The sequence below is a fragment of the Enterobacter cloacae complex sp. ECL72 genome, from assembly GCF_019056635.1.
GTDB lineage: Bacteria > Pseudomonadota > Gammaproteobacteria > Enterobacterales > Enterobacteriaceae > Enterobacter > Enterobacter hormaechei_C.
Map to the genome: position 1 here is coordinate 4,652,295 of NZ_CP077659.1, position 12,608 is coordinate 4,664,902.

The 12,608-nt window shown below is 56.2% G+C and carries 11 protein-coding genes; 4 read left to right on the top strand and 7 right to left on the bottom strand.

Going from position 1 to position 12,608, the window contains the following annotated elements; genetic code table 11:
- Positions 1-15: 15 nt before the first annotated feature.
- The 5 genes from KTH07_RS22320 to tsgA all read right to left on the bottom strand — a co-directional run bounded on the left by KTH07_RS22320 (position 16) and on the right by tsgA (position 6,147).
- Positions 16-186, bottom strand: a complete 171-nt coding sequence (locus KTH07_RS22320) for a YhfL family protein (protein ID WP_008503029.1) — start codon at positions 184-186, stop codon at positions 16-18.
- A 142-nt stretch (positions 187-328) separates the two neighbouring features.
- The gene (gene cysG, locus KTH07_RS22325; RefSeq protein WP_075606910.1) at positions 329-1,702 is read right to left on the bottom strand and encodes a siroheme synthase CysG; all 1,374 of its coding nucleotides are present in this window, start codon (positions 1,700-1,702) and stop codon (positions 329-331) included.
- 134 nt (positions 1,703-1,836) lie between these two features.
- Positions 1,837-2,163: a nitrite reductase small subunit NirD gene (nirD, locus tag KTH07_RS22330; protein WP_015571429.1), complete on the bottom strand. Its 327-nt coding sequence runs from the start codon at positions 2,161-2,163 to the stop codon at positions 1,837-1,839.
- Positions 2,160-4,703, bottom strand: coding sequence for a nitrite reductase large subunit NirB (gene nirB, locus KTH07_RS22335; protein WP_017384160.1), 2,544 nt, complete (start codon positions 4,701-4,703; stop codon positions 2,160-2,162). The genes nirD and nirB overlap by 4 nt, the downstream gene beginning before the upstream one ends.
- Before the next feature lie 259 nt (positions 4,704-4,962).
- Entirely contained in the window at positions 4,963-6,147 is a 1,185-nt protein-coding gene (gene tsgA / locus KTH07_RS22340) for an MFS transporter TsgA (protein ID WP_015571426.1), read from the bottom strand.
- Between the two features lie 278 nt (positions 6,148-6,425).
- On the opposite strand from tsgA, the gene ppiA reads away from it, so the two are divergent.
- From ppiA to KTH07_RS22360, 4 genes are all read left to right on the top strand, one after another.
- A complete protein-coding gene (gene ppiA / locus KTH07_RS22345; protein ID WP_003861649.1) occupies positions 6,426-6,998 on the top strand; it encodes a peptidylprolyl isomerase A in 573 nt (190 codons plus the stop codon).
- 105 nt (positions 6,999-7,103) lie between these two features.
- Positions 7,104-7,688 (top strand): putative adenosine monophosphate-protein transferase Fic, encoded by a 585-nt coding sequence (locus KTH07_RS22350; protein ID WP_032620993.1) that lies wholly within the window; start codon positions 7,104-7,106, stop codon positions 7,686-7,688.
- Positions 7,689-7,718: 30 nt separating this feature from the next.
- A complete protein-coding gene (gene pabA, locus KTH07_RS22355; protein WP_017693873.1) occupies positions 7,719-8,282 on the top strand; it encodes an aminodeoxychorismate synthase component 2 in 564 nt (187 codons plus the stop codon).
- A gap of 87 nt (positions 8,283-8,369) precedes the next feature.
- Entirely contained in the window at positions 8,370-9,590 is a 1,221-nt protein-coding gene (locus KTH07_RS22360) for an aspartate aminotransferase family protein (RefSeq protein ID WP_174570153.1), read from the top strand.
- Here the strand turns inward: KTH07_RS22360 and KTH07_RS22365 are convergent.
- Both KTH07_RS22365 and crp read right to left on the bottom strand, forming a co-directional pair.
- The gene (locus KTH07_RS22365; protein ID WP_006812214.1) at positions 9,587-11,674 is read right to left on the bottom strand and encodes a YccS/YhfK family putative transporter; all 2,088 of its coding nucleotides are present in this window, start codon (positions 11,672-11,674) and stop codon (positions 9,587-9,589) included. The genes KTH07_RS22360 and KTH07_RS22365 overlap by 4 nt on opposite strands.
- A 57-nt stretch (positions 11,675-11,731) precedes the next feature.
- Positions 11,732-12,364: a cAMP-activated global transcriptional regulator CRP gene (crp, locus tag KTH07_RS22370; RefSeq protein ID WP_000242758.1), complete on the bottom strand. Its 633-nt coding sequence runs from the start codon at positions 12,362-12,364 to the stop codon at positions 11,732-11,734.
- Positions 12,365-12,608 lie beyond the last annotated feature (244 nt).

Below are 12,608 nucleotides of genomic sequence, written 5' to 3' on the forward strand. Positions count from 1 at the left end.
ACGCCTGAAAAACGCTTACTGCTGTGCCGCCGGGCCGCAACCGCCGATGATCTTCGAAATGGAGATCGCCGGGTGAAGCAGGTAATCGTAGCTGCAATTATTTTTAGTATTTTGAACGTGACCGGTGCAGGCCGTCAGAGTTGATAACAGGCCGACCAGAACGGCAGCTTTTGCCAGTTTGAACATACGCATTCCTTGTCAATAAATCGAAAATTGGATGTAACACGAGGGAATAAATGGAAAAGTTCCATTATGCGGGCGGTATGTTATCGACTGAGGTAAGAAGGGAGTAGTCCGCTTAAAGACTACTCCCGGGAGAGATTATGCGTTAGTGGCTGGAGAACCAGTTCAGTTTTTCGCGCAGGGCTACCACGCGACCCACCACAATCAGCGCCGGGCTTTCAACCTGCTGCGCCAGCTCGCCCAACTGCGTCAGCACGCCATCGACCACGCGCTGCGTAATGGCGGTGCCGTTTTCCACCAGTGCGACCGGCATATCTGCTTCCATGCCGTGCTCCAGCAGTTTCGCCTGGATCGTGGCTGCCTGATTTAGCCCCATATAGAACACCAGCGTCTGCTTTTCAGCGGCCAGATTATGCCAGTCCAGTTCGCTGCCGGTTTTCAGGTGGCCCGTCACCAGGCGCACGCTCTGGGCATAGTCGCGATGGGTTAACGGAATGCCGGAATAGGCAGAACAGCCGGACGCCGCCGTAATGCCCGGCACCACGGAGAACGGAATACCCGCGTTGCACAGGGTTTCCAGCTCTTCGCCGCCGCGACCAAAGATAAATGGATCGCCCCCTTTCAGGCGCACCACGCGCTTACCTTTTTGCGCTTCCCGCAGCAGGGTCTGGTTGATCTCCTCCTGCGGTACGCAGTGATAACCTGCCCGTTTGCCGACGAACACGCGGTCAGCATCGCGGCGCACCAGATTCATGATGTCATCAGAGACCAGACGGTCATACACCACGATGTCCGCCTGCTGGATCTGCTGGAGACCCTTCAGCGTCAGCAGGCCCGCATCGCCGGGACCTGCGCCCACCAGCACCACTTCACCGCGATGGTCCAGCGGCTCGCTCAGGAGCTGTTCGGTCGTCTCTTCAACGGCTTTGGTGTCCTGATTGGCAAGGGACTGCGCCAGCCTGTCGTTGACAAAGAACTTCTCCCAGAAGCGACGGCGTTCGCCCACGGTTGCGAAGGTTTGCTTCACGCGGGAGCGCAGCTCCCCGGCGTATTGGGCAATCTGACCAAGATGCTTCGGCAGCACGGCTTCCAGTTTTTCCCGCAGCAGACGGGCAAGAACGGGCGAGCGCCCGCCGGACGACACCGCAATCATCAGCGGTGAACGGTCAATAATCGACGGCATGATAAAGCTCGCCTCTTTCGGCGCATCCACAACGTTACAGAAGATGCGGCGCGCTTCGCAGGCGTCGCTGACGCGCTGGTTAACATCATCGTTATCCGTTGCGGCGATGGTCAGCCAGCAGGTATCCAGCAGGGATTCATCAAATTCGCCCTGCACCTGGGTGAGCATCCCTTCCTGCGCCCAGACGTCAAACTGTGGGGCGAAAGTGAGGGCGTTGACGGTCAGTCGGGCGCCCGCCTCTAACAGCAGGCGTGCCTTGCGTTCAGCCACATCGCCGCCGCCCACGAGCAGGCAGTCGCGGTTGCGTAATTGACAAAAAATCGGCAGGTGATCCACGACGTTACCTCACAGCATTCATGGCGGGGGAAGAATTGACGTCAGGATAACAGCAGGAATCGTACAGAACATACGGTTTTTCCTGCCGTTACCCATAAGGGGTCATAAGCCTTTCCTATTGAAAAGGCGAGAGGTTACGCTTTCAGCTGCACCTCGCCGTCCTTTACGCGGACGTCGTAGTGTTTGACCGAGAAGCTTTCATCTTCCATGCAGAGTCCGTCGGTTAAGCGGAAGCGCTGCTTTTTCAGCGGGCTGGCAACCCACAGCTCGCCCTGGTGCTCCGCAATCAGACCGCGGGAGAGCACGCTGGCCTCGAAGAACGGGTCGATATTGCTGATGGCATAGACCTGTTCATCGTGGCGAGGGCGGAAAATCGCCACCTGCTCGTTGCCCAGCAGGGCACAGACGCCGGTTGCTGGCAGAATGTCGTTAATATTGCAGATGTTTACCCACTGGCTCATGCGTTTTCCTCCACCAGCATCACCGGAATACGTTCATACGGGGTCGCTGGACGATGCTGTTCGCGCTCCGGTACCACCTGCACGTTCGGGTCGCGCTGGGTGCTGTTGATAAAGTGTTTGAAGCGCGTCTGCGCCGCTGGCGTGTTCACGGTTTCGGTCCACTCGCAGATCACCGCCTCGCGCAGGCGAGTCATCTCGGATTCCAGCTGTTCATTCAGACCCAGCTTGTCGTCGATAATGACCGACTTCAGGTAGTCGATGCCGCCTTCGAGATTATCCAGCCAGGACGCGGTACGGGTCAGCTTATCGGCGGTACGAATGTAGAACATCATGAAGCGGTCGAGGTATTTGATCAGCGTATCGCGATCGAGATCGGCGGCCAGCAGATCCGCGTGGCGAGGTTTCATCCCGCCGTTACCGCACACGTACAGGTTCCAGCCTTTCTCCGTGGCAATGATACCCACATCTTTCCCCTGTGCTTCCGCACATTCACGGGTACACCCTGAGACGCCGAACTTCATTTTGTGCGGCGTACGGATGCCTTTGTAGCGGTTTTCCAGCTCTACGCCGAAGCCCACGCTGTCGCCCACGCCGTAGCGGCACCAGGTGCTGCCCACGCAGGTTTTCGCCATGCGCAGCGCCTTGGCGTACGCGTGACCGGTTTCAAAGCCCGCTTCAATCAGCTGACGCCAGATTTCCGGCAGGTCATCTTTCTGCGCTCCGAACAGGCCGATACGCTGGGAGCCGGTGATTTTGGTGTACAGGTTAAACTCACGGGCGATACGGCCCACGGCGACCAGCCCTTCCGGGGTAATCTCCCCTCCGGCAGAACGCGGGATCACCGAGTAAGTCCCGTCTTTCTGAATATTGGCCAGGAAGTTATCGTTGGTGTCCTGAAGCGGAGTGTGTTCTGGTTTGAGCACATATTCGTTCCAGCAGGACGCCAGCAGGGAACCGACGGTTGGCTTACATACTTCACAGCCATAGCCCTGGCCGTGTTTCTCCAGCAGTTCGTCGAAGGACTTAATGCCTTCCACGCGGATCAGGTGATACAGCTCCTGGCGAGAGTAAGCGAAGTGCTCGCACAGGTTGTTGTTCACTTCAATGCCCTGTTTTGCCAGCTCGGCGTTCAGCACCTGGGTGACCAGAGGAATACATCCGCCGCAGCCGGTCCCGGCTTTGGTTTCCGCCTTCAGCGCCGCAACGGTGTGGCAGCCTTTGTTAATGGCGGAGATCAGCATGCCTTTGGTCACGTCGAAGCAGGAACAGATTTGCGCGCTGTCCGGCAGTTTATCCACGCCGATGGACGGCTTACCGCTGGAGGCGTGCGCCGGGAGGATTAGCGCGTCCGGGTTCTCCGGCAGCTCAATGGCGTTCAGCACCAGCTGGAGCAGGTTACCGAAGTCGCTGGTATCACCCACCAGCACCGCCCCGAGCAGGGTTTTGTTGTCCTGGCTGACGATGAGACGTTTGTAGACTTCTTTGCTTTCGTCCAGATAAACATAGCTGCGGGAGTTCGGGGTGCGGCCATGCGCATCACCAATACCGCCCACGTCCACGCCCAGCAGCTTCAGCTTGGCGCTCATGTCTGCGCCGGTGAAGGCGTTTTCGCTGCCGAGGATATGGTCAACGGCGACCTGCGCCATTTTGTACCCTGGTGCAACCAGACCGTATACGCGGTTATTCCAGCTGGCGCATTCGCCGATGGCGTAGATATCCGGATCGGAGGTCTGGCAGGTATCGTTGATCATGATCCCGCCGCGCTGCGCAACGGCCAGACCGCACTGGGTGGCCAGCTTATCGCGCGGGCGAATACCGGTGGAGAAGACGATGAAATCCACTTCCAGCTCGCTGCCATCTGCAAAGCGCATGGTTTTACGCGCTTCGGTGCCTTCCTGCACGATCTCTTTGGTGTTCTTGCTGGTGTGAACCTTCACGCCCATGCTTTCGATTTTACGGCGTAGCTGGTCGCCACCCATATGGTCCAGCTGTTCCGCCATCAGCATCGGGGCAAATTCGATGACGTGGGTTTCAACGCCGAGGTTTTTCAGCGCGCCTGCCGCTTCCAGACCCAGCAGACCACCGCCGACAACCGCGCCGCGTTTGCTTCGACGTGCGCAGGATTCAATGGCGTTGAGGTCTTCAATGGTACGGTAAACGAAGCAATCCTGGGTTTCCGACCCTTTAATAGGCGGGATCCACGGATACGAGCCCGTCGCCATGATCAGCTTATCGTAAAAAACCGTACGTCCGGCGCTGGAGTGGATCACTTTCTCCTGACGGTTGATGGTGATAGCGCGTTCGCCCACCAGCACTTTTACGCCATGCTTCTCGTAGAACCCTTCACGCACCAGAGAGAGCTCTTCGGCGGTATGGTGAGAGAAGTAGGAAGACAAGTGCACACGGTCGTACGCCTTGCGGGGTTCTTCACAGAACACGGTAATATCGAACTGCTCAGCATCGGCTTTATCGAGAAGATCCTCAATAAAGCGGTGGCCGACCATGCCGTTACCGATGATAGCGAGTCTGACTTTGCTCATTTTTGCCTCGATTTCTTTTCTATTACTGCCTACCTTAACGATTCAGCAGGGGCACTTATTGATGCAAATCAAATACGCCTTCACCTACCCCTTAGTGGGTATATCTATGATTTGTCAGGATTTTTATAAGTGACGGATATTGTTTGATTTTTGTGCTTGCTCGTTTTTCGCACAAATTTAGTGGGGTTTTTACCCATCGGCGGGAAGGGCGGGTGAGCAGGGGAAAACCCCTTTGCAGTACGCAAAGGGGTTACGGCGATTAGTGGGTAGCTGTTGCCGGGTTGTGTTGACGGTGACGGGTCACAAAGCCCAGCACGAAGCACATGATGAATACCACTGCATACAGACCGTTAGCGGTATGCAGCGCCGCCAGCGGGCCGCTGTGCGCAACAATCGGGCCCGTGACCACGAAGGTCAGCATGGTGCCGATGGTGCCGCAGGTCAGCACGAAGTTCACCAGCTTTGGCGAGGCCACTTTGGTCTGAAGAGAGCCAAGGGTGATGATCGAGGTATAAATCGCGCTGGAGAAGAAGCCCAGGGTCAGGATGAACCACGGCATATGCTCCGGGGAACCGTTGATGAACAGATACATCAGCACGGTTGCCAGACCCGCCAGAACGGTCAGGATCCGTTGCAGGTCGAAGAAGCGCAGGATAAAGCTAAACGCCCACATGCCGAACATGTAAGACATCCAGAAATCGCTCACCAGTTTACCCGCGTCGTTCAGGCTCATGCCCAGACCTTTCGCGTATTCAGGAACCCAGGAGATAAAGCCCAGCTGGCCGAGGATGTAACACAGCGCGGCGATGGAGAGGAACAGTACGCCGATACCCCATTTTTCTTTCGCAACCGGCTCGGACGTAGTCTGCGCTTTTTTGCCCAGCACCGGGAACTCGCAGCCGAAGGTGAGAACAAAGATCGCGACATAAACCAGACCAATGCAGGCGTACACCCAGTACCACTCAATGCTGCGCGCCAGAAGATACGCGGCGACCATCGGGAAAATCATCCCGGCCATGCTGAAGAAGGAGTCGGTGAACAGCAGACGCGCGCCGCGCTGGCGGCCTTCATACATATGCGTAATCAGGAATGTACCGATCGACATGGTGATCCCGCTCACCAGACCCAGCACGAACATGGCGGCAGAGAAGAGGGCGATGCTGTGGCTCAGCATCAGGCCCGCCACGGCGGCAACCATCAGCACGAAGCCGAAACGCAGCTGCGTTTTCAGCGGCACGATTTCCATCAGCCAGGCATTAAGGAAAATAGAGATCAGGATCCCCGCGTTCAGGAAGGTGAAGGTATTACTCATGCTGGAAACGGGCAGCTGGAAGTAGTCTGCGATATTTCCCATCACCATCCCGGTGACGATCACCAACGCGCCGGTCAGGGCGTAAGAGAAGAAGCTGATCCATGTGAGCTTGATGCGATTGCTGTTAGTCATGTCTGGCCTGTTAAAAGTAAAGAAAAACGCAATGACTGCGTTTGAGCGGGCAGATTTTAGTCGCGAAAGTGATCTAATTAAATCTTTTCAGAAAATTTTGAGCACAATTGCAGGTTTTAACGTGATGCAGATCACATTACGTTGCGGGGTGAACAATCGTTTGCGCGGTAATAATTGTTTCAATTTGGTAAAATTAGGTAAAAGACTGGTCTGGGTTCATACTGCTCTTTAGAATCAAGCCATTCGCTTTTTATACTGCGCTTTGTTAAGGAATTCTCATGCTCAAATCAACACTGGCGGCTGTCGCAGCTGTGTTTGCTCTTTCTGCCGTTTCCCCTGCTGCGCTGGCAGCCAAAGGAGACCCCCACGTCCTGCTGACTACCTCTGCGGGGAATATTGAGCTGGAGCTGGATAGCCAGAAAGCCCCTGTTTCGGTGAAAAACTTCCTCGACTACGTGAACAGTGGTTTTTATAACAACACCACGTTCCACCGCGTGATCCCGGGCTTTATGATTCAGGGTGGCGGTTTTAACGAGCAGATGCAGCAGAAACAGCCCAACCCGCCCATCAAAAATGAAGCAGACAACGGCCTGCTGAACAAGCGCGGCACCATCTCCATGGCGCGTACGGCGGACAAAGACAGCGCCACCAGCCAGTTCTTCCTCAACGTGGCTGATAACGCCTTCCTGGACCACGGTCAGCGCGACTTTGGCTACGCGGTGTTTGGCAAAGTGGTGAAAGGCATGGACGTTGCGGATAAGATCTCTCAGGTTCAGACTCACGATGTCGGTCCATACCAGAATGTGCCGACTAAGCCTGTCGTCATTCTCTCCGCGAAAGTGTTGCCATAATCGTTCTTCCACACGGGCATATCCTGCCCGTGTCTTTCCGCCCTCCCTGCGAAAGCGCGTTTTGCTGCTTATACTTGTGGCAAACGGACTATTCAGGGAGGCGTAGTGAAAAAACTCACCGACAAGCAAAAATCCCGTCTCTGGGAGCAACAACGTAATGTCAATTTTCAGGCCAGCTGCCTCCTTGAAAAAGGTAAGGGTCCCGCTAAACCTGATATCGAGACGCTGGAACTGGGGCCTTCCGCACCGGGTTTACCCCATCTGTGTCTTATTCACTGCCATTTATTCCGCAACGAAATGAAAGGCGCGGGCGAGCTGCGCACCGCCGATATTTCTAAGGGCGACATTCCTTTTTGCCATTTCGAGTACATCGAGAAAGTGGGTAATGAGCTGATGGCTTCGCTGGAAAGTGATAAATATCTGGTGGGCCTTCAGAAAGAAGAGTTTACAGACAGAATCAGTCATTACTACTGTGAAATCAACATGCTACATCCGTTTATTAGCGGTAATGGCGTGGCCCAGCGGATCTTCTTTGAACAACTGGCTATCCATGCGGGCTATGTGCTGAACTGGCAGGGGATCGACCCGGACGACTGGGCAGCCGCCAACCAGAGCGGGGCGATGGGGGATTTGACCGCCCTGAACGCCATCTTTGCCAAAGTTGTGAGCGAAGCGCGGGAATCTGCGTAAAATAGGGCGGCCATTTTTTCAGGAGCCGCCATGATTCTGCTGATTGATAACTACGATTCCTTTACCTGGAACCTTTACCAGTATTTTTGTGAGCTGGGGGCAGAGGTGGTTGTCCGCCGTAACGATGAGATCGCGCTGGCTGACATTGACGCGCTGGCACCCCAGAAAATCGTGATTTCGCCGGGGCCGTGTACCCCTTCGGAGTCTGGCATCTCGCTGGAGGTCATCCGCCACTATGCGGGCAAACTGCCGATTCTGGGCGTCTGCCTGGGTCACCAGGCCATTGCGCAGGTCTTTGGCGCCACCATTGTCCGTGCCGCGAAAGTCATGCACGGCAAAACCTCACCGATCACGCACACCGGTACCGGCGTATTCCTGGGGCTAAACAATCCGTTAACCGTGACGCGCTACCATTCTCTGATCATTGATCCGCCGACCCTGCCGGCCTGCTTTGAGGTTACCGCCTGGAGCGAGACGCAGGAGATCATGGGCATTCGCCACCGCGAGTACGATCTGGAAGGGGTGCAGTTCCACCCGGAAAGCATTCTCAGCGAACAGGGGCACGCGCTGCTGGCCAATTTCCTTAATCGCTGAATATCTGTTGCCTTGTTGTGATTTTTTATGCATATTTTGTGATTATATTTTCACAGGCACTGTGACATAAAAATGGATGGTCATGACATGGCAACTGAACAACTAGCAATTACCCGCGCGACATTTGATGAAGTGATCCTGCCGATTTATGCACCGGCTGAGTTTATCCCGGTGAAAGGCAGAGGCAGCCGCGTCTGGGATCAGCAGGGCAACGAGTATGTTGATTTCGCAGGCGGTATTGCGGTGACGGCGCTGGGCCATTGCCATCCTGCGCTGGTGGACGCGCTGAAAACACAGGGCGAAACGCTGTGGCACACCAGCAACGTGTTCACCAACGAACCGGCGCTGCGTCTGGGGCGTAAGATCATCGATGCCACCTTCGCCGAACGCGTGCTGTTTATGAACTCCGGCACCGAAGCCAACGAAACCGCCTTTAAGCTGGCGCGCTACTACGCAACCACGCGTCATAGCCCGTACAAAACCAAAATCATCGCCTTCCATAACGCCTTCCACGGTCGATCCTTCTTTACCGTTTCCGTTGGCGGCCAGCCGAAGTATTCCGACGGCTTTGGTCCGAAACCTGCGGATATCATCCACGTGCCGTTTAACGATCTGCACGCCGTTAAAGCGGTGATGGACGATCACACCTGTGCCGTGGTGGTCGAGCCCATTCAGGGGGAAGGCGGCGTCACGGCGGCCACCCCGGAATTTCTGCAAGGGCTGCGCGAGCTGTGCGACGAGCACCAGGCGCTGCTGGTGTTTGATGAAGTGCAGTGTGGGATGGGGCGTACCGGAGACCTGTTTGCTTATATGCACTACGGCGTAACGCCGGATATTCTGACCAGCGCGAAAGCGCTCGGTGGCGGTTTCCCGGTCAGTGCGGTGCTCACCACCCAGGATATCGCTTCCGCATTTCATGTGGGCTCACACGGCTCTACCTACGGCGGTAATCCGCTGGCGTGCGCCGTGGCGGGTGCGGCGTTCGACATCATTAATACGCCGGACGTCCTGAATGGCGTGAATGCGAAACGCGACCTGTTTGTGAAACATCTCCAGCAGATTGATGAACAGTTTGATGTCTTCAGCGACATCCGCGGCATGGGGCTGCTGATCGGCGCCGAACTGAAGCCGCAGTACAAAGGCCGCGCGCGCGATTTCCTGCACGCCGCCGCGCACGAAGGGGTGATGGTGCTCAATGCCGGGCCGGACGTGATGCGCTTTGCGCCATCGCTGGTGGTGGAAGACAAAGACATCGAAGACGGACTAACCCGTTTTGCCGCGGCGGTCGCGAAGATCGTCAGAGGCTAATACGCGGTTCGTTTTAACCGACGCGTTAACCAAATCCCGTGATGCGGGCGCTGACGCCATGCCACCGACGAAATGGTGTGCATGGTGTTCAGATGCCCCAGCACGCGCTGCAAATGCTGCTCCAGGGTGCTCATCGGCCCATGGGTCAGCGTCTCCGGCGCTTCCAGAATGTTCGAATCCCCTGACTCGCCCGGCGCGTCATACTCCAGACGCTGCTGACAGCGCTGCAACGCAATTTCACACGACTGCAAATAGCGCTGCGCCAGATCCGGCGTCAGCATCGTGTGCTCCCGCGCCAGCGTCGTCATGGCATTGATGTGCTCGACGATAAACTGGCTGTGCGTGACCCACAGCTTCATGTCAGCCAGATAGTGCGCGTTAAAGCCCGGCTCCTGCATGGCCTGGTTAAGGGAGTTGAACAGGGCGTTATGCGCCTGGTTGACCTTCATGCGCTCGTAGGCCAGCGGAGAGGGCTGCGGGTCATCGCTCAGAATAAGACGAATGGCCTGCTGATCGGCTTCGAGCGCGTCGTGGGCGTTCTGCCTCAGCAGCCCGCTTTGCCACTGCGGCCACAACCAGACCATGCCGCCAAAGGCGATCAGGCAGCCAATTAGCGTATCGACCAGCCGGGCAATAATAAACTGTTCCCCGTTAAGCGTGAGCAGTTGCAGGGTATACACCGCCGTGACCGTAAAGCCCACCATGGCCCAGCCGTAGTTTTTGCGGATGATCAGGTAGCTCACCAGCGTGATCGCCAGCATACCGGCCAGGGTATAGCCTTCCGGCACGTGAAAGTGCAGCGTCACGCCCGCGATAATCAGCCCCGCCATCGTACCGCCCGCCCGATGCAGAATGCGCACCCGCGTGGCGCCATAGCCGTTCTGGGTGACAAACAGCACGGTCATTAAGATCCAGTAGGGTTTCGGCAGGTGCAGGGCCATTCCCATCAGGCTGGCGATGCTCAGCATCACACTGATCCGCGCGGCATTGCGCAGGGCGGAAGATTTCAGTGATAGATAGCTTTTGAGCGCGGGCAGCAGCGGCAGCCGTTTTTGCTTATCGGCCATCAGGTCCCGGGCATAAAGCGGGCGCTGGGTGCGTAACACCCGGGCGATGCGGCTGAAATGCCAGGCAGCAAATTGCCCGACCGGGTTATCCGCGTGCTGACGCGCAATCTTTTCCAGCGCGCCGAGCTGTTTGTCCATGTTAAAGCGCGTCGGGTAGCGGTGATAGAGGATATCGTCAGCCAGCACCCGCAGGCGGGCCGCGACGGTCTGCGCGTTCCAGCGGATCACCGCTTCCGCATGGCTGCGCTCCACCAGCTTTTGCACCTCTTCCGGATTATGAAGGCTGACGGAGATATGCTCCTGCAAATCCAGCCCGACCTGGAAGGTTCGCAGCAGCCGCTTGTATTCATGATTTTTGTTGGCGGCAAGCATGTGCAACTGCTGATAGCACTGGCTGATCAGATCCACCACTTTTTGCTGGCGCGCCAGCAGCGGCGGCAGGGATTTTTCCGGGTCGGTATGTTGAGTGAGCAGGGTGTATTTTGCTTCGCAGTATTCAGCAAGCTGCACGTAGAGCAGGCTCAGGGATTCGCGCAGCGGCTGTTCCCGCCACAGCCAGAACCAGAACCAGTTAAACAGCCCGTACCATAGCGTGCCGAGGGCGTAAATCAGCAATGGCTCCCACACCGGCATATTGCCCGCAAGGCTTAAGGTGAAGATGGCGGCAATCAGCGACGCGGGAAGCAGCCGGGCGTGCAGCGAGCTGATTTCGGCGGTGACGCCGAGCGTCATCGCCAGCACGGTCAGGATCAACGGCAGAGGAATGTCGCGGGCCAGTAAGAGTTGTACGGCAAGGCTACAGCCGGCAAACAGGCAGCCGCCAATAATCAGACGTTTAAAAAAGCGTTTATGCGGTGTATCCAGACCGGCAATGTTGCAGCAGGCGGGCACGAGGGAAAACAGCAGGCCTTGCTGAAGATGTCCGAGGATCAGGCCCACGGCCACGGGAAGACACAACACCAGCGTTTGTCGTAGTGCGTAGTTAACTTCCGGGTGATAGATCAGCCTGCGCCACATGAGGAGTAGAGACAAAAACGGCGTGCCACCCTGCGGCGGCACGCCGTTTGACCGAAATTAACGGGTTCCGTAGACCACGATAGTTTTACCGTGGGCAGAGATCAGGTTCTGGTCTTCCAGCATCTTCAGGATACGGCCCACTGTTTCACGGGAGCAGCCGACGATCTGACCGATTTCCTGACGGGTAATTTTAATTTGCATACCGTCAGGGTGGGTCATGGCGTCTGGCTGTTTCGCCAGGTTCAACAGCGTCTGCGCGATACGACCGGTCACGTCCAGGAAGGCGAGGTTACCCACCTTCTCAGAGGTCACTTGCAGACGGCGTGCCATCTGGGAAGAAAGACGCATCAGGATGTCAGGGTTGACCTGAATCAGCTGACGGAATTTCTTGTAAGAAATTTCAGCCACTTCACATGCTGTTTTTGCACGAACCCAGGCGCTACGTTCCTGGCCTTCTTCAAACAGGCCCAGTTCACCGATAAAATCGCCCTGGTTCAGATAAGAAAGGATCATCTCTTTCCCTTCTTCATCTTTGATCAGCACGGCCACCGAGCCTTTAACGATGTAATACAACGTTTCCGCTTTTTCACCCTGGTGAATCAGCGTGCTCTTTGATGGGTACTTATGAATGTGGCAATGAGACAAGAACCATTCGAGAGTCGGGTCTGTTTGCGGTTTGCCAAGCACCATGCGCTGTTATCCTCTGTTATAAGCTGTCACCAGAGTCATAAGATGCATCCGGACTCTGGGGTTGCAATCGAATTCTTACCCATACCTGGGAAGTCGGCTGTCGTAACGTTTCGCAGCCAGTAAAGTTTGATGTCCTCTGCATACATGTGTAACGTCAATGTATTACTGTAGCATCCAGAGTGTTTTAGCATAGCTTTCGCCGCGTGTCTCCTGGTGTCTCGCTTCAGCATGACGCAGGTCGCCT